A 16,762-nucleotide genomic window follows, 5' to 3' on the forward strand; every position below is an offset into this window, starting at 1 on the left:
AGATCGACCACATGACGGGCAGGCGATGTCAACTTCGGAAGGCGGGGTCGATACAGTTCCCTCCGGAGCCCGTCGGGCACACATTCACCAGCCGCCGACAGACAGGGATGGTCTGAGAGTCCATGGACCTCTTCGAGTACCAAGCGAAAGAACTCTTCGCCAAGCACAACGTTCCCACCACGCCCGGCCGGGTCACCGACACCGCCGAGGACGCGAAGGCCATCGCCGAGGAGATCGGCAAGCCGGTCATGGTCAAGGCGCAGGTCAAGGTCGGTGGCCGCGGTAAAGCCGGCGGCGTGAAGTATGCCGCCACGCCGGACGACGCGTTCACCCACGCCCAGAACATCCTCGGTCTCGACATCAAGGGCCATGTCGTGAAAAAGCTGCTTGTCGCCGAGGCCAGCGACATCGCCGAGGAGTACTACATCTCCTTCCTGCTCGACCGCTCCAACCGCACCTACCTGGCCATGTGCTCGGTCGAGGGCGGCATGGAGATCGAAGAGGTCGCCGCGACCAAGCCGGATCGCCTGGCCAAGGTCCCCGTCGACGCCGTCAAGGGTGTCGATCTGGCCTTCGCCCGTGAGATCGCCGAGAAGGGCCACCTGCCCGCCGAGGTCCTCGATGCCGCCGCAGTGACCATCCAGAAGCTGTGGGAGGTGTTCACCAAAGAGGACGCCACCCTGGTCGAGGTCAACCCGCTGGTGCGGACCCCCGATGATCAGATCCTGGCGCTCGACGGCAAGGTCACCCTCGACGCCAACGCCGACTTCCGCCAGGAAGGGCACGCCGAGTTCGAGGACAAGGACGCCACCGATCCGCTCGAGCTCAAGGCCAAGGAGAACGACCTCAACTACGTCAAGCTCGACGGTGAGGTCGGCATCATCGGCAACGGCGCTGGTCTGGTCATGTCGACGCTCGACGTCGTCGCCTACGCCGGCGAGAAGCACGGCAACGTCAAGCCTGCGAACTTCCTCGACATCGGTGGGGGCGCCTCGGCCGAGGTGATGGCCAACGGGCTCGACGTCATCCTGGGCGACAGCCAGGTCAAGAGCGTCTTCGTCAACGTGTTCGGCGGCATCACCGCCTGCGACGCGGTCGCCAACGGCATCGTCAAGGCCCTGGAGATTCTCGGCGACGAGGCCAACAAGCCGCTCGTCGTGCGTTTGGACGGCAACAACGTCGAGGAGGGCCGACGGATTCTCGCCGAGGCCAACCACCCCCTGGTCATCCAGGCCGAGACCATGGACGCCGGCGCCGACAAGGCCGCCGAGCTGGCGAACAAGTAAGGGACACAAACGATGTCGATCTTTTTGAACAAGGACAGCAAGGTCATCGTCCAGGGCATCACCGGCGGCGAGGGCACCAAGCACACCAAGCTGATGCTCAAGGCCGGCACCCAGGTCGTCGGCGGCGTGAACGCGCGTAAGGCGGGCACCACCGTCTCGCACCAAGACAAAGACGGCAACGACATCGAGCTGCCGGTGTTCGGCAGCGTCGCCGAGGCGATCAAGGAGACCGGCGCCGACGTGTCGATCGCTTTCGTGCCGCCTGCCTTCTCGAAGGACGCGATCATCGAGGCCATCGACGCCGAGATCCCGCTGCTGGTGGTCATCACCGAGGGAATCCCGGTGCAGGACAGCGCTTACGCGTGGGCCTATAACGTGGAAAAGGGTGAGAAGACCCGCATCATCGGCCCGAACTGCCCCGGCATCATCACCCCGGGCGAGTCGTTGGTGGGCATCACGCCGAACAACATCACCGGCAAGGGCCCGATCGGCCTGGTGTCGAAGTCGGGCACGCTGACCTACCAGATGATGTACGAGCTGCGCGATCTCGGCTTCTCCACGGCCATCGGCATCGGCGGCGACCCGGTCATCGGCACCACCCACATCGACGCCATCGAGGCGTTCGAGAAGGACCCCGAGACCAAGCTCATCGTCATGATCGGTGAGATCGGCGGCGACGCCGAGGAGAAGGCGGGCGCCTACATCAAGGCCAACGTCACCAAGCCGGTTGTCGGTTACGTTGCCGGCTTCACCGCCCCCGAGGGCAAGACGATGGGCCACGCGGGCGCGATCGTCTCCGACGGTGCGGGCACCGCGCAGGGCAAGAAGGAAGCCCTGGAGGCCGCTGGCGTCAAGGTCGGCAAGACGCCTTCCGAGACCGCCAAGCTGGCCCGGGAGATCTTCGAAAACCTGTAAGTCAACACATTCGAGACTGCGGTCAGATCGCCTCATCTACTGAGTCGGCGATCTGGCCGCAGTCTCGTTTCAGGGGTCAGCCCGATGTCATCAGTGCCAGTAGGTCGAAGACCACGGTGGCCGCGGCGATCGAGGTGATCTCGGCGTGGTCGTAGGCGGGGGACACCTCGACGACGTCGGCGCCGACGAGGTTGATGCCGTGCATGTTCCGCAGCATGCGGAGCAGTTCGCGCGCCGTCAGACCGCCGGACTCCGGCGTCCCGGTACCCGGTGCGAAAGCGGGATCCAGCACGTCGATGTCGATGGACAGATAGACGGGTACGTCTCCGACGCGGCGTCTGACGACGTCGACGGCTGCATCGACTCCCATCACGTCGAGGTCGCCGGCGCGGATGGTGCGGAACCCCATCCGGGCGTCCTCGTTGAGGTCGACGCGGTCGTACAGCGGACCGCGGATGCCGACGTGGATCGAATGATCCGGCACCAGCAGTCCCTCCTCGAACGCGCGGCGGAAGATCGTCCCGTGGGTGACCGGGGCGTCGAAGTAGGTGTCCCAGGTGTCGAGGTGCGCATCGAAATGGATCAGCGCCACCGGACCGTGCACGGCGTGCAGCGCGCGGAGTGCGGGCAGTGCGATCGTGTGGTCGCCGCCGATCGCCACCACTCTGCGCTCCCGCTCGCCGATCACCTCGCGCATGTGCCCCTGGATCTGGCGACAGGCCTCGGCGATGTCGTAGGGCGTCACGGTGATGTCACCCGCGTCGACGATCTGCACCGCCTGCAGCGGCGTGACCCCCAACTCGACGTGGTAGCCGGGCCGCAGTGTGCGTGCCGCCTGCCTGACGGCCATCGGACCGAAACGGGCGCCCGGCCGGTAGGAGGTTCCGCCGTCGAAAGGCACTCCCAGCACAGCGATCCCGTAGTCGTCGACCTCACCGATGTCGGCGATTCGGGCGAACGTCGATTTACCCGCGTAGCGGGGCACCACCGTCGAGGGGATCGCCCCCAGCGGCGGGTGCCCGGCTCCGCTCGTGGGCGGGTTCACCGGTGCCGGGTCGCGCGGACGTCGACGTCGGGGAACGCGGGCACCTCGAAGCGGGTGTGCACGTAGGTCTCGGTGCAGGCCTGCTGCGCGTGGGCGGCGATCTCGCCCAGTGTGGTCACCCACATGCCGTCCAACTGGGTGACCCTCTCGACGAGTCGTTCCAGCGCAACGGCTTTGGAGGGACGGCCCGAGATGAACGGGTGGTTGGTGAGAACGAAGCAACCCCCTTCGAGGTGGTGGGCTTCCGCTTCGAGGGTCCACATCTCGAGGACCTTGGCCGGACTCTCGATGACCCCGCTTCCGGTCACGCCGGGGTAGAAGGCGTACTGCTCCCAGTCGTCGAGAGCCCAGTCCACGGGAATCTCGATGAGCGTCTCGGCCGCGTCCGGTGCCACAGCGAATCGGTAGGGCTTGTCGCCGTCGAGAAGGCTGGAATCGTAGAGGAATCCACGCTCGGCGAGCAGGGCCGGCGTGTGCCAGTTCGTCTCCCACCACGGGGCGCGGTACCCGAGCGGGCGGACGCCGGCCACGCGCTCGAGGGCGTCGAGACCGCGGTCGAGGTAGCGCGCCTCGGTAGCCGCGTCGATGCCCTGCATGGGTTCGTGCAGGTATCCGTGGTGGCCGATCTCGTGCCCACCGTCGACGATCGCCCGGACGGTGTCGGGGTAGCAATCCGCAGTGAAACCCGGCACGAAGAAGGTGGCCCGGACGTCCTGGCGAGCCAGCAGCTTCAGGAGCCGGGGCACGGCCACCCGCGGTCCGTAAGACTGGTGACTCATCAGCGACATGCGGTTCGTCGCACTCGGATCATGGGCCAGCACACAGGATTCGGCGTCGACGTCGAAGGTGAACGCGGCCGCGGCGCGGTAACCCTCCGGCCAGCGCAGGTCGTCGCGTCGGGTGGTGGTGGGGCTGCTCACGGGGCGGTTCCTTCGGCGGTGTGGACGGACGACTGGGCGACAGTGGAGTCGGCACTGCGCCGGCGGGCGCGCGGGCCGAGCACCGCGTACAGTCCGCCCGCCACCAGGCCGCCTGCCAACCACGACAGATCCAGTCCGTGCATTGCCCGTGATCCGAAGCCCTGCATGACCGGTAGGGGGCCGTACATGAACATCCAGGTGCCGACGATGCCGGCGACGAAGCAGGCCATGGTCGTCCAGTTGACGTCGGGCAGGCGACGGGAGCCGACCGGCTCGAACAACCGCTGTGCGTCGAGGTTGCCGCGTTCGATCACGAAGTAGTGGACGAGCATGATGCCGGCCCAGCTGGCGATCCAGGCCACGATCGCACCGAGCCAGGTGCTGAGCACCGTGGCGAGGCTGGACTGGAAGACGAAGAAGACGACCACGAAGAGCGCGAAGATGCCGACGAGCAGATTCAGCTTGCGTCGGGACAGCTTCACGTCGAGTGCCTGCGTGGCGACCGAGAACGTGTAGATGTTGAGGATGTTGGTTGCGATCGGGCCGTGTATCACCAGGAACAGGACCGGTAGCGCCAGTGATCCGAAGTTCGACACGATCAGTTCCCCGGGATCGACCTCACCGTTCGTGGTGGCGAGGCTGGCTCCCAGCACGCCGAGCCACACCACGGGGATGAACTGGCCCAGGGTGCTCGCGAGGTAGAGCTTGCGCGGGGGCACCGTGGTGCTGACAAAGCGCGAGTAGTCGCACGCGTAGGTGAACCACGTGATGCCCCAACCGATTCCGATGACGGTCATCACCGCCGACATCGCTGCGATGCGCTCAGTGCCCTCGAGGATGCTGCCCGCGGGTCCGGCATAGGACCAGTTGATGTCCAGGTGGAACCACGCCACGACCGACATCAGGATCAGCACGGCCAGTGTGGGCGGTACCGTCCAGCGCTCGAAGGTGGCGATGGCGCGATAGCCGAGCCACGCGATCGTGACCTGGACGGCCATGATCACCGCCGCCACGGCGACCTTGGCCGAGATGTTCGGCGCGTCGGGATCCACGAGATGGAGTTGGCCCAGCAGCGCCATGACCAGATCCAGGATGATCCAGGTGTTCACCGCGCACCACCCGATCGCCAGCACGGCCTGGATGGCGGCCGGTACGTAAGCGCCGCGTCGGCCGAATGCGGCACGGGAGAGCACCATTCCGGTGACACCGGTGCGCTGCCCCATCAGGACGAAGACTCCGAACAGTGCCATGCCGACGACGTTGCCGCCGATCAGGGCGATCAGGGTGTCGCGCAGCCCCAGCCCGAGTCCGATGCCCAGTGCGCCGAGCACCCAGTTGATCGGGGCGATGTTGGCGCCGGCCCAGATCCAGAACTGCCCGGAGACGCGCGAGGTGCGCACAGCCTCGGGAATCGGCTGCAGCACGTCTTCGATCCGGTGGATGTCATCGGAACCGGGGATGTCGGCACCCGGCTTCTCGAACTCGACGGACGCGGGGTGGTCTGTACTCATGGACGTTCCTTCGGGTATCAGCGACCCAACCGGTAACTAGTTGCGTCTAATGCAACGGCGATGCATTGAATCGGAATCTAGTGTGAGCCATAGCACCTGTCAACAGGAACGCGACGTGCACGTGGAACGGTCATTTAGGGCACCTGGCTATTGTTTACACGGTCTTTACATCGCGCTACGAGACCCTGCAACGACCAGCAGAAAACAGAGGGCCTGTTGACACAAGTGCAACGTCGTTGCACTGTATGCATAGTCCGTGTACACGACTGCACCCATTGACGATCGAAAGGAACCACCGATGAACTTGGAGCGCCTGAAGCGAATCCCCAACGGTGACAAGGTCACCCCGACGTTCACCGCTGCGGAGATGGAGGCGCGCCTGACGACCCTGCGCAAGCAGATGGCCGATGACGGCTTGGCCGCGGTGGTCTTCACCAGCTACCACAACATCAACTACTACTCGGACTTCCTCTACACGGCGTTCGGCCGTCCGTACGCGCTCGTGGTGACGGAGGACGGCGCGACGACCGTGTCGGCCAACATCGACGCCGGCATGCCGTGGCGGCGAACATTCGGCGACAACCTCGTCTACACCGACTGGCGGCGAGACAATTTCGAGTACGGCGTGGCGCAGGTGCTCGCCGAGCAGGGCATCACCGAGGGCCGGCTCGGCGTCGAGAACGACCACATCAGCCCCGACCTGCTGGCACGGATCATGGGCGCACTTCCCGGGATGCGCGCCGTCGACGTCGCCGCCGCGACCATGCGCCTGCGGATGATCAAGTCGGCCGAGGAGATCGCGCTCATCAAGCACGGTGCCCGGATCGCCGATCTCGGCGGTGCCGCGGTGCGCGAGGCCATCGCCGAGGGGGTGCCCGAATACGAGGTCGCGATCGCGGGGTCGAACGCGATGATCCGCGAGATCGCCCGCACCTTCCCGCACGCCGAGTTGCGCGACACCTGGGTGTGGTTCCAGTCCGGGATCAACACAGACGGCGCGCACAACTGGGCGACCACCCGTACCGTTGCGCGCGGAGACATCCTGTCGCTCAACTGTTTTCCGATGATCGCGGGGTACTACACCGCACTCGAGCGCACCCTGTTCTACGGTCAGCCCTCGGCCGAGCATCTGCGGCTGTGGGAGGTGAACGTCGCGGTGCACCGGCGCGGCCTCGAACTGATCAAGCCCGGGGCGGTGTGCAAAGACATCTGCGCCGAACTCAACGAGATCTACGAGGCCGAAGGTCTGATGCCGAACCGCACGTTCGGTTACGGCCACTCGTTCGGGGTGCTGTCGCACTATTACGGCCGGGAAGCCGGCCTGGAGCTGCGCGAGGACATCGACACCGTGCTCGAGCCCGGCATGGTGGTCTCGATGGAGCCGATGATCATGATTCCCGAGGGTCAGCCCGGTGCCGGCGGCTATCGCGAACACGACATCCTCGTCATCGGGGAGGACGGCGCGGAGAACATCACCAAGTTCCCCTTCGGGCCCGAGCACAACATCGTCGACGCGTGAGCGCAGTGCCGGGTCCCGGCCGCCCGGTACCCGGCCGCTGCGTCGGTCACAATGACACCGGGCAGATGGCGGCGAAGGGGTGGTGGGCGTGAGTACCGAGGGCGACAGCGGCGTGCTCGCAACGGAACGCAACGGCGATGCCCGATCGTCGTCAGTGCTGCTCAACGGGCTGCGCGTCCTGGAGTCCTTCTCGATCGCCGAACCGATCCTGGGAGTCACCGAGATCGCCCGCAAGGTCGACCTGCACAAGAGCAGCGTCTCACGCATCCTGGCCACCCTCGAGAAGGCGGGTTACGTCGAGCGCGACCAGGACACGGGCCGCTTCCGGTTGGGCCTCGGCCTTATCGCGCTGACCGGACCGCTGCTGGCCAACCTCGACGTCCGCCGCCTCGCACACCCCGAACTCGATCAGCTGACCCGCCGCACCGGGGAGACGAGCGCGCTGACGATGTGGAACGGGAACGAGGCGGTGGTCGTCGACCAGGTGTCGAGCCCCAAGCAGGTCAAGCACACTGCTGAGGTCGGTACCCGCTACGACACCTACCAGAGTTCCTGCGTCCAGGTGTTCCTGGCCGCGATGTCCGAACCCCAGGTGCGTCGGCTCTTCGAGCGACGTCTCCTCGTCGGCCCGGACGACGACGCCCTCGGCGCCCTCCTCGACGAATTACGCGAGACCCGCGTCCGTGGTTATGCGCTCAACGACGGCCTCACGTCCATCGAGGAGGTGGGTATCGCTGCCCCGGTGCACGACCACCGTGGAGAGCTCGTCGCCGCCATCATGCTGTCGGCGCCACGGTTCCGCGTGCCGGCGCCGATGCTCGAACCGCTCGGGCTGGCGGTCGCCGATGCGGCGGCGAGGATCTCCGCCCGCCTCGGTGCAGCCCCCTCCTGACCCTGCTGCGCCGCGAGCTCGCCGCGTTTGGTGACCGGTAACACGTTCTATTAGCCTCTCGAATTAACACCTGTCAGGAGGCCTGTCATGCCGGTTGACCCGCGCACCCCGATTCTGGTCGGAGTCGGTCAGTTCACCGAACGCATCGACGACCCCGGCTACCGCGGCATGTCGGCTGTGGAGCTGGCGACCGAAGCCGCGCGGGCCGCGCTCGCCGACACCGGTGCCGACGCAACGGCGGTGACAGCGGCCATCGACACGGTGTTCGGGCTGCGGCAATTCGAGATCTCGGGACCGATGCCGGCAACGCTGGGTAAGTCGAACAACTACCCGCGCTCGGTGATGCGGCGCCTGGGTGGGGACCCGGCGCGCGTCGTCCTCGAACCGGTGGGCGGGCAGGGCCCGCAGAAGCTGGTTGCGGAGGCGGGCGCGGCGATCGTCGCCGGTGACGCCGACGTCGTGATGATCATGGGCTCCGAGCCGGGATCGACGGCCAAGTACTTCGCCGACCGCGACGACAAGCCGGATTTCACCGAGAACGTCGACGGTCAGCTCGAGGATCGCGGGCACGGGATCTACAGCTACATCGACGAGTACACCGTCACGCACGGATTGACCGGCGCCCCGGTGCAATACGGTCTGCTGGACAACGCTCGCCGGGCCCGGCTCGGTCTGGGCGTGCAGGAGTATCGCCACGCGATGGCGGAGCTGTTCGCGCCGCTGTCGAAAGTGGCTGCCAAGAACCCACTTTCGTCGTCTCCGGTGGAGCGTTCGGTCGAGGAGATCGAGACCGTCAGCGACGACAACCGGATGATCTGCGACCCCTATCCGCGGTACCTGGTCGCTCGCGACACCGTGAACCAGGGCGCCGCATTGATCGTGATGTCGGTCGAGGCGGCTCGCCGCCATGGCATTCCGCAGGAGAAGTGGGTGTTCGTCCACGGGCACTCTGACCTCGTCGAGCAGGCGCTGCTGAGTCGGGCGGACATGGGCGCGAGTCCCGCTGCCGTCCACGCGGTACAGGAGGCGTTGCGGGTGGCCGGGGTGGGGGTCGACGACATCGCGACATTCGATCTGTACAGCTGTTTTCCGTTCCCGGTGTTCGTGGCCGGCGAGGCGCTCGGTGTCTCCGACGACGATCCCCGCGGACTGACCCTGACTGGGGGCCTCCCGTACTTCGGGGGGCCGGGCAACAGCTACTCAGCCCACGCGATTGCCGAGACCGTCGCCCAGATGCGCGACCGCCCTGGACAATTCGGCTTCGTCGGCGCGAACGGTGGCATCATGAGCAAGTACTCGGTCGGGATCTACTCGACCGAGCCCGTCGAATGGCGCCGGTCGCGCAGCGCGGAACTCACCGAGCAGGTCGCCGCGCTGCCGGCGGTTCCGGTGACCAAGCAGCCCGAGGGGCATGGCGTCGTCGAGACGTACTCCGTGCGCTACGACTGGCCCGTGCGCACCGGCATCATCGTCGGGCGGCTCGACGCCGACGGCTCCCGCTTCATGGCCACCACCACCGACGACGAGCTGGTCGCGCTGATGTGCGACGGTGATCCGTTGGGCGCGAAAGTCGCTGTCACGCCTACGGACAAGGGCAACAGGGCGGTCTTGGGCTAGAAGAGCCTGGTCGCCGTCGGGGTGAGCACGAAGCCGTGGTCGCCCGCCGTGCACGCCGTGGTGCCCTTGTCATCGACCCCGCATCGGATGCCCTTGTACTCGATGACGTGCTGCGGCGGGAGAGGGGTGGCCTGCATGGAGGCATCGGGGACATACGTTGGATTCAGTGGCGGAGAGCCGGGTTCGACGGACGCCGGCTTGTCGGTGGAGACGGCGACTTTCCATGTGCCAGGGCCTTTGTCGGGCCGCGGCCCTTCGCACGTGAGTCTGCGGACCGCCGGATCGTCGAGCGAGTTCATGTCGTTGCTGTCGCACTCCAGGCCATCTGGCGTCGTGAACTGCACGCCGCGGAAGTAAGGGTAGCTCTTGAAGAACGACTCGGTGTCGACCTGAGCGAGCATCGACAGATCAGGGAAGTCTGGCGGCAGGGCGGGCGAGCTGGAAGTCGGCGTGGAGGGCGCCGCTTGGCCGGTGGTTGCCTCGCCGCAACCGGCGACTGCAAGGACGCACAGGAGCGCCACTGACGACAGCGTTTCCAATGCGGTGCGTTTCATGTCAGGGAACCTCCGTGGTGTCGACGCGCGTCCATCAATAGCCTCCCAATCCGCGGGTATCCGAGTTCGCGATGTTGACCAGCTGAGTGCCGTAGGGGTTCCACAACGATATGGAGGCGTCTACGGAATTTCCCGCGGACAGGGGTGACTGGAAGACGCCGTATGCGCCGGGTTGGGACGTGACCAACTGCGGCGCGGACCAAGTGACGCCGTCCGTCGACGAGCTGGTGAAGATGTTTCCCTTGTCGTCGTTGAAGGTCAGCAGCGCCTTGTTGTCGTAGAAGTGCACGTTCGGCTCGCCGACGCCGCTGAACCCCGCGGGTGCCTGCAAGACGGGTGGGCTTCCGCCGGCGGCAGGCGGTCCTGCGGCGAACGAGTTGCCGTTCCAGTATTCGTATTTTGCAGGGTTCTCCACGTCGCCGATCGGGACGCGCGCAACGTGGAGACCGTCGTTCGCACGCCCGTTTTCCGAGCCGTACATGTACACATAGCCATCGTCGCGCGGAGTGAAGCTCTGCACCTGAAACGGGTTGTTCGACGCGGCATTGTTCGACCACACCGGGCCTGCTTTCGCCCAGGTCTTGCCGCCGTCGACGGATTTGTACAGTTCAGAACTGCGCGTCTGCCAGGTGTTGTTGTCCCAGTTCTTGACGTTCATCACCGACGCGTACATCGTGTCGCCGTCATTGAACGTCGACGTGGGAATGGTCGAGATGTCTCCGGGGGTGTTCGGGAACGGGTCGTTGACGACCTCGTCGACCACCCATTTGCCGTGCTCGTCCATCTTCCAGAAGATGATGTTGTTGTGCCCGCCCGCTTCCGCGCGTGGTCCCGGTCCGCCGGTCTCGCCGATACCGACACCGGTGTCGCCCTGGATCGTGAAAATGCGCCCGTCAGGCGTCATCCCCATGATCGACAGGTCGGTGTTGGGCACGCCGACTCCGCCGTCACCGGTCTTCGGATCCCCCGAACCGGCCAGGCTCTGCAGCCACGTCAGCTGCTCGCTGTTCAGGCTGTCCGGGTCGATGCCGCCAGGCGGGGGGTCGTTGCCCGGCAGCCAGCCCGCATTGATCGCACCGATGCCCTTGGCCGTCGTCTCGTCGGAGGTGAGGAACTGTGCGATGAGCTGCTGGATAATCCGGGTGTAGGCCGCTGCGATGGCCACCCACGGCGCCGAGTCGTTCGGCGGGCGGGGCGTCGCGACGCCGGCGTCGCTGACGTCGAACATCGTTGAAGCGATGTCGACCCAGGCCAGGAGCACCGCGCGGATCGCGACCATCGCCCTGCCGCCCGACTGCATGGCCGCAGCCAGCGCCGCCAATTTTTCGTGCTCGAGATACTCCTGCTGGATGTTGCGGTAGGCCTTGGCCGCCGCCGCGGTGGCGGCTCGTCCGAACCAGCTCTCCCGCATCGCGTTCGCAGCGCGCACTTGTTCGCCGATCAGTTCGTCGAGCGCGGATGCCTTGCCGCTGAGATCGTGGCCTGCGTCGACGACGCGCTGCGGCTCCTGCGCGCGGATCATCGAGATGGACATCAGGCCCCCAGACCGGTGTTCTCACCAGCCTAGGACCGGCGCCGGGGAGTCCGGCGCACCAATTCACACCAGCGCGCTGAGCTTGCTCGCGAGCCGCTCCACGTAGCCGGCGACCTCGTCGGGGCTGCGATCTGGGAAGCCGAACAGCACCTCGGTGACTCCGAGCTCGCGCCAGCGGGCCAGCTTGTCAGGGTCCGGTTTGAAGTCCAGCGCCACGATCTGGGGAGCCCCGTCACGGCCGGCGGCAGCCCAGGTGTCCTGCAGCAACTTCACCGGCGCGTCGATGTCGAAGTCCCGCGGAGTGGTGATCCACCCGTCGGCCGATTTCGCGATCCACGTGAAGTTCTTCTCGGTGCCCGCGGCCCCCACGAGTACGGGGATGTGCGACTGCACGGGCTTCGGCCAGGCCCAGGAGGGGCCGAAGTTCACGAACTCGCCCTCGTAGGCGGCCTCCTCGTCGGTCCACAGGGCCCGCATCGCCTCCAGGTACTCGCGCAGCATCGTGCGGCGGCGTCCGGGGGGCACGTTGTGATCTGCGAGTTCGTCTGTGTTCCAGCCGAATCCGACGCCCAGGGAGACGCGGCCGCCGGAGAGGTGGTCCAAGGTGGCGATCGATTTCGCCAGCGTGATCGGGTCGTGCTCGACGGGCAGCGCCACCGCGGTGGACAACCGGACCCGCGACGTCACCGCGGCCGCAGTGCCCAGCGACACCCAGGGGTCCAGGGTGCGCATGTAGCGGTCGTCAGGCAGGGTCTCGTCGCCGGTGGTCGGGTGGGCGGCCTGGCGCTTGATCGGGATGTGGGTGTGCTCGGGCACGTAGAACGTGGAAAAGCCGTGCTCGTCGGCGAGCTTCGCTGCCGCGGCCGGCGTGATGCCGCGGTCGGAGGTGAACAGCACCAACCCAAAGTCCATAGGGTGAATTAGAACGTGTTCCAATATGCGTCCGCAAGTGGGGGTATCCGGGTAGAGCGAGTACCCAGGCGCGCCGAGTTGCGTAGCTCGCTACTCAAGACCTCGCACCTCGAACGCGCGACAGTTTTGCGCATGGAAGCAACGACGCCCATCCGGTCCAGGATCGGGGAATGGGTCCGGCGGTACCTGCCGTGCGAGATAGCAGGCACCGCAGGTGAATTCGGGGCTGCGGCGCTGGCCTACACCTCCACCGGCTCGCTGGCCGCCGCAGCCGTGGCGGCGACCATCGGCGCATCCGGGGGCTACTACGCGACAGCATTCCTGACCGCTCTGCGGTGGACCTATCGCGACCACCGTCACCGGGACCGCGGTGCCCGCATCGTCGTCTCCACCCTGTTGGCACTACGCAGTGTCGCGATCGAGTTCGGCCCCGCGGAACTTATCGACAGCATCGCCGTGCGGCCGCTGGCCTTCTATCTCGGGCCTGCGCTGTTCGGCAACGTCGCCGCCGGCTGGATCTTCGGCAAGCTGATCTCTGACGTGGCGTTCTACGGATGCGCCGTCTTCAGCTACGAACGGTTCTCCGCGCTGCTGGCGCACCGCGTTTCCACCCGCGACGTTCCCACCATCGACGAAGGGGGCGGTCATGAACCCGCACCGAAGGTCTGTGCTGCGTGAGCAGCTGCGCGCCGCCGCGCCGCGTTGGACCCAGCTGGCCCAGACGCACGGCACGCCACTTCTCGTCCTCGAACCGCACCGGGTGGCGCGGCGCCTGCGGGAACTGCAGCGCGCGCTACCCGGGTTCGACGTCCACTACGCCGTCAAGGCGCTACCGCACCCGGTGGTGCTGTCCACCGTCGCCATCTGCGGCGGCGGCTTCGACGTGGCGACACGGGGCGAGGTCGATCTGCTGGGACGCCTCGGCCTGCCGCTGCACCGTGGCATCCACACCAACCCCATCAAGAAGCCGGCCGACATCGACCACGCTTACGCCGCGGGCATCCGCACATTCGTCGTCGAGAACGTCGCCGAGGTGCACAAGTTCGCGGGCCGTCCCGCCGACATCGAACTGCTGGTCCGGCTCGCCTTCGCCAATCCCGCCGCGAAATCGGATCTGTCGTCGAAGTTCGGCGTCACGCCCGCCGACGCCGAACTACTGGTCAAGCACGTCCTGGCCGGCGGGGTCGGGTTCGCGGGGTTCAGCTTTCACGTGGGCAGCCAGAGCAGCTCGACCGAACCGTTCCGCCGCGCGCTCCGCCACACCCTCGACCTCGCCGATCACATCGACGCCGCGCTGGGGCAACCCACACGGACCATCGACATCGGCGGTGGGTTCCCGGTCAGCTATCGCGAGGACGAGCCGCCCATCTCCGAGATCGGCGCCATCGTCGACGACGTCCTCGGGGCGCGGCGCGACGAGTTCACGTGGGTGTGTGAACCGGGCCGATTCCTGGCCGCCGATTGCATGACCTTGCTGACGACGGTGGTGGGTAGCGCCGAACGGGCCGGACGGACGTGGCACTACCTCGACGACGGGTTGTACGGAAGCTACTCGAACGTGATGACCGAGGATGTCCACGCGCCGATCCTGGCGCTGGCCGAGCTGGACGGGCCGGGTGAGCCGACGTTGCAGCCGGTGACGTTGGCAGGGCCCACGTGTGACAGCGCCGACGTCATCGCCCGGGACTACCCGATGCCCAGCCTCGCCGTCGGCGACGTCCTCGTCAGTCCGATGATGGGCGCCTACACCTCGGTCACCGCGTCGCGGTTCAACGGCATCGAGGCCACGCCGATCGTGATGAGCTGACTTCGCCTCACCGCGATCCATACCGATGACTGGTGGTCGTCGCGGGGTTTGGATGGCACACCATGACGACCGAACGCATCGCCGAGAACGTCTCTTTCGCCTACTGGGTGCCCAACGTCAGCGGCGGCCTGGTGACCAGCGACATCGAGCAGCGCACGGACTGGAACTACGACTACAACGTCAAGCTCGCGCAGACCGCCGAGAACAACGGTTTCGACTACGCGCTGTCCCAGGTGCGCTACGAGGCCAGCTACGGCGCGGAGTACCAGCACGAGTCGACCAGCTTCAGCCTCGCGCTGCTGCTGGCCACCCAGCGCCTCAAGGTGATCGCCGCCGTCCATCCGGGACTGTGGCAGCCGGGTGTGCTGGCCAAGCTGGGCGCCACCGCCGACCAGCTCTCCGGCGGCCGCTTCGCCGTCAACGTCGTGTCCGGATGGTTCAAGGACGAATTCACCCACCTGGGCGAGCCCTGGCTCGAGCACGACGAGCGCTACCGGCGCAGCGCCGAATTCCTGCAGGTTCTCCGCAAGATATGGACCGAGGACGACGTCGAGTTCCTCGGCGACTTCTACCGCATCCACGAATTCACGCTCAAGCCCAAACCGGTCAACTCGCCCGAGCGCCCCAACCCGGAGATCTTCCAGGGCGGGAACTCCACCGCAGCGCGGCGAAACGGGGGCCGCTACGCGGACTGGTACTTCTCCAACGGCAAGGATTTCGACGGCGTCACCGAACAGATCGTCGACGTTCGTGACCATGCCCGCGAGGTCGGCCGGGAGGTGAAATTCGGCCTGAACGGATTCATCATCGCCCGCGACACAGAAAAAGAAGCGAAGGACACCCTGCGGGAGATCATCGAGAAGGCCAACAAGCCCGCAGTGGAGGGCTTCCGGGCGGCGGTGCAGCAGGCAGGCAGCTCCACCAGCGACAAGAAGGGGATGTGGGCCGACTCGAGCTTCGAGGACCTCGTGCAGTACAACGACGGCTTCCGCACCCAGTTGATCGGCACACCGGAACAGATCGCCGAGCGCATCGCGGCCTATCGCAAACGTGGCGTCGACCTGATCCTCGGCGGGTTCCTGCACTTCCAGGAGGAGATCGAGTACTTCGGCGCCAGGGTGTTGCCGCTCGTCCGCGAGATCGAAGCCGCGGAGCGCTCGGCCGGGGAGCGGGCGGTCCTGATTCCCGCCTAGCCGCCGCCTCCGCCGCACGGGGTCTCCAGCGATGTGCGCTAGCGTGGGTCATCGAATCGCTCAGGCGGTCCGTCGGGATCGCAGTCGCCTGCGTTGACATCGTTGACAAATGTCGACAAATGATGTCGACGCGGGGCCCCGCACACCACAGGAGAGGTCATGTCGTACCCACAAGGCCCGACCGGAGGCCACGGCTACCAGCCGGGTCAGCAGCCCACCACGCAGTTCAGCGCGCCTACGCAGCAGTTCGCCAGGGTCGGTGAGCCCAGCAGCCCCGGCGCGGAAGGCCCCAGCAAGCTGCCCGAGTACCTGAGCGCCGCAGTCGCCGGTCTCGGCCTGCTCGCCTACCTGTCGTACTTCGCGCCGCAATTCACCGCGGAGTCCTCGGATTTCCCGGGTCTCGGTGAGCTCAGCGGCAGCTCCGTGGGGCTCGGTATCGCCGTCGTCGCCTCGCTCGTCGGTGCGCTCGTCGCCGGCGTCGGCCTGCTGCCCAAGCAGAAGAGTCGCGTCGCGCTGGCCGCTGTCGCGTCGGTGCTGGGGTTCCTCCTGGTCATCTCGGAGGTGCTGAACAAGCCCAGCGGGACCAGCGTCGCCTGGGGTCTGTGGCTGGTTACCGCGTTCACGCTGCTCCAGGCCGCGACGGCCGTCGTGGTGCTGCTGTTCGACTCCGGCATCCTCACCCCGCCCACGCCGCGGCCGAAGTACGAGCAGCCGCAGTACGGCCAGTACCCCGGGTCCTACTACGGACAGCAGCCGGGTCAGCCCGGCCAGCAGCACGGTCAGCCGCAGCAGCGCCCCGGCTATCCGACGCCCTACGGCGGCTACCCGGGCGCGGGCCCGTCCACCGGCGGCTTCCCCGCCACGTCCCCGTCGGGTCAGCAGCCATCAGGCAGCCAGTCGGGTCAGCACTCGGGTGCGCAGTCGGGTTCGCCGACGCCGCCCACCGGCTACCCGACCTACGGCCAACCGCCGTCGAGCAGCACGCCGACGACACAGGTCCCCACGCAACAGCAGCCCTCGCCGTCCTCGCAGTCGGGCCAGTCCTCCTCGTAGTGTC

General features: G+C 66.7%; 15 protein-coding genes. 9 read left to right on the forward strand and 6 right to left on the reverse strand.

Annotated features, from left to right (window positions below; genetic code table 11):
• The first annotated feature begins 122 nt into the window (after nucleotides 1-122).
• Nucleotides 123-1,286, forward strand: coding sequence for an ADP-forming succinate--CoA ligase subunit beta (sucC, locus tag ACZYYX_RS14525; RefSeq protein ID WP_463815218.1), 1,164 nt, complete (start codon nucleotides 123-125; stop codon nucleotides 1,284-1,286).
• Between the two features lie 12 nt (nucleotides 1,287-1,298).
• Nucleotides 1,299-2,201 (forward strand): succinate--CoA ligase subunit alpha, encoded by a 903-nt coding sequence (sucD, locus tag ACZYYX_RS14530; protein WP_463815219.1) that lies wholly within the window; start codon nucleotides 1,299-1,301, stop codon nucleotides 2,199-2,201.
• 76 nt (nucleotides 2,202-2,277) lie between these two features.
• Here sucD and speB read toward each other — a convergent pair whose 3' ends face one another.
• From speB to ACZYYX_RS14545, 3 genes are read right to left on the reverse strand one after another with little or no spacing between them, the layout of a single operon-like run.
• Nucleotides 2,278-3,246: an agmatinase gene (gene speB, locus ACZYYX_RS14535; protein ID WP_463815220.1), complete on the reverse strand. Its 969-nt coding sequence runs from the start codon at nucleotides 3,244-3,246 to the stop codon at nucleotides 2,278-2,280.
• Nucleotides 3,243-4,166, reverse strand: a complete 924-nt coding sequence (locus ACZYYX_RS14540; protein WP_463815221.1) for a polysaccharide deacetylase family protein — start codon at nucleotides 4,164-4,166, stop codon at nucleotides 3,243-3,245. Before ACZYYX_RS14540 ends, speB begins: the two co-directional genes overlap by 4 nt.
• The gene (locus tag ACZYYX_RS14545) at nucleotides 4,163-5,677 is read right to left on the reverse strand and encodes a purine-cytosine permease family protein (RefSeq protein WP_463815222.1); all 1,515 of its coding nucleotides are present in this window, start codon (nucleotides 5,675-5,677) and stop codon (nucleotides 4,163-4,165) included. The genes ACZYYX_RS14540 and ACZYYX_RS14545 overlap by 4 nt, the downstream gene beginning before the upstream one ends.
• Before the next feature lie 298 nt (nucleotides 5,678-5,975).
• Between ACZYYX_RS14545 and ACZYYX_RS14550 the strand changes: the two genes are divergently transcribed.
• From ACZYYX_RS14550 to ACZYYX_RS14560, 3 genes are all read left to right on the forward strand, one after another.
• The gene (locus tag ACZYYX_RS14550) at nucleotides 5,976-7,196 is read left to right on the forward strand and encodes a M24 family metallopeptidase (RefSeq protein WP_463815223.1); all 1,221 of its coding nucleotides are present in this window, start codon (nucleotides 5,976-5,978) and stop codon (nucleotides 7,194-7,196) included.
• Between the two features lie 88 nt (nucleotides 7,197-7,284).
• Nucleotides 7,285-8,088, forward strand: coding sequence for an IclR family transcriptional regulator (locus ACZYYX_RS14555; protein WP_463815224.1), 804 nt, complete (start codon nucleotides 7,285-7,287; stop codon nucleotides 8,086-8,088).
• 87 nt (nucleotides 8,089-8,175) lie between these two features.
• The gene (locus ACZYYX_RS14560; protein WP_463815225.1) at nucleotides 8,176-9,705 is read left to right on the forward strand and encodes an acetyl-CoA acetyltransferase; all 1,530 of its coding nucleotides are present in this window, start codon (nucleotides 8,176-8,178) and stop codon (nucleotides 9,703-9,705) included.
• Here the strand turns inward: ACZYYX_RS14560 and ACZYYX_RS14565 are convergent.
• From ACZYYX_RS14565 to ACZYYX_RS14575, 3 genes are all read right to left on the reverse strand, one after another.
• Complete coding sequence (locus ACZYYX_RS14565; RefSeq protein ID WP_463815226.1) at nucleotides 9,702-10,259, reverse strand: hypothetical protein; 558 nt, start codon at nucleotides 10,257-10,259, stop codon at nucleotides 9,702-9,704. The two genes, ACZYYX_RS14560 and ACZYYX_RS14565, sit on opposite strands and share 4 nt — an antisense overlap.
• A 34-nt stretch (nucleotides 10,260-10,293) precedes the next feature.
• Nucleotides 10,294-11,793, reverse strand: coding sequence for a DUF4185 domain-containing protein (locus ACZYYX_RS14570; RefSeq protein ID WP_463815227.1), 1,500 nt, complete (start codon nucleotides 11,791-11,793; stop codon nucleotides 10,294-10,296).
• Nucleotides 11,794-11,856: 63 nt separating this feature from the next.
• Nucleotides 11,857-12,705 (reverse strand): LLM class F420-dependent oxidoreductase, encoded by an 849-nt coding sequence (locus tag ACZYYX_RS14575; RefSeq protein WP_463815228.1) that lies wholly within the window; start codon nucleotides 12,703-12,705, stop codon nucleotides 11,857-11,859.
• Nucleotides 12,706-12,837: 132 nt separating this feature from the next.
• Here ACZYYX_RS14575 and ACZYYX_RS14580 point away from each other — a divergent pair, with 132 nt between their 5' ends.
• From ACZYYX_RS14580 to ACZYYX_RS14595, 4 genes are all read left to right on the forward strand, one after another.
• Entirely contained in the window at nucleotides 12,838-13,383 is a 546-nt protein-coding gene (locus ACZYYX_RS14580; protein ID WP_463815229.1) for a hypothetical protein, read from the forward strand.
• Complete coding sequence (locus ACZYYX_RS14585) at nucleotides 13,352-14,512, forward strand: type III PLP-dependent enzyme (protein ID WP_463815230.1); 1,161 nt, start codon at nucleotides 13,352-13,354, stop codon at nucleotides 14,510-14,512. The genes ACZYYX_RS14580 and ACZYYX_RS14585 overlap by 32 nt, the downstream gene beginning before the upstream one ends.
• 62 nt (nucleotides 14,513-14,574) lie before the next feature.
• Nucleotides 14,575-15,705, forward strand: a complete 1,131-nt coding sequence (gene sfnG / locus ACZYYX_RS14590) for a dimethylsulfone monooxygenase SfnG (RefSeq protein WP_463815231.1) — start codon at nucleotides 14,575-14,577, stop codon at nucleotides 15,703-15,705.
• Nucleotides 15,706-15,864: 159 nt separating this feature from the next.
• Nucleotides 15,865-16,758 (forward strand): DUF5336 domain-containing protein, encoded by an 894-nt coding sequence (locus tag ACZYYX_RS14595; RefSeq protein ID WP_463815232.1) that lies wholly within the window; start codon nucleotides 15,865-15,867, stop codon nucleotides 16,756-16,758.
• Nucleotides 16,759-16,762 lie beyond the last annotated feature (4 nt).

The organism is Mycobacterium sp. IDUB_1, assembly GCF_055419625.1.

Bases quoted from the DNA above. Each gene is read 5' to 3' on its own strand.
- sucC (WP_463815218.1), top strand. From the start codon at position 123: ATGGACCTCTTCGAGTACCAAGCGAAAGAACTCTTCGCCAAGCACAAC.
- sucD (WP_463815219.1), top strand. From the start codon at position 1,299: ATGTCGATCTTTTTGAACAAGGACAGCAAGGTCATCGTCCAGGGCATC.
- ACZYYX_RS14545 (WP_463815222.1), bottom strand. From the start codon at position 5,677: ATGAGTACAGACCACCCCGCGTCCGTCGAGTTCGAGAAGCCGGGTGCC.
- ACZYYX_RS14550 (WP_463815223.1), top strand. From the start codon at position 5,976: ATGAACTTGGAGCGCCTGAAGCGAATCCCCAACGGTGACAAGGTCACC.
- ACZYYX_RS14560 (WP_463815225.1), top strand. From the start codon at position 8,176: ATGCCGGTTGACCCGCGCACCCCGATTCTGGTCGGAGTCGGTCAGTTC.
- ACZYYX_RS14565 (WP_463815226.1), bottom strand. From the start codon at position 10,259: ATGAAACGCACCGCATTGGAAACGCTGTCGTCAGTGGCGCTCCTGTGC.
- ACZYYX_RS14570 (WP_463815227.1), bottom strand. From the start codon at position 11,793: ATGTCCATCTCGATGATCCGCGCGCAGGAGCCGCAGCGCGTCGTCGAC.
- ACZYYX_RS14575 (WP_463815228.1), bottom strand. From the start codon at position 12,705: ATGGACTTTGGGTTGGTGCTGTTCACCTCCGACCGCGGCATCACGCCG.
- ACZYYX_RS14580 (WP_463815229.1), top strand. From the start codon at position 12,838: ATGGAAGCAACGACGCCCATCCGGTCCAGGATCGGGGAATGGGTCCGG.
- ACZYYX_RS14585 (WP_463815230.1), top strand. From the start codon at position 13,352: ATGAACCCGCACCGAAGGTCTGTGCTGCGTGAGCAGCTGCGCGCCGCC.
- sfnG (WP_463815231.1), top strand. From the start codon at position 14,575: ATGACGACCGAACGCATCGCCGAGAACGTCTCTTTCGCCTACTGGGTG.
- ACZYYX_RS14595 (WP_463815232.1), top strand. From the start codon at position 15,865: ATGTCGTACCCACAAGGCCCGACCGGAGGCCACGGCTACCAGCCGGGT.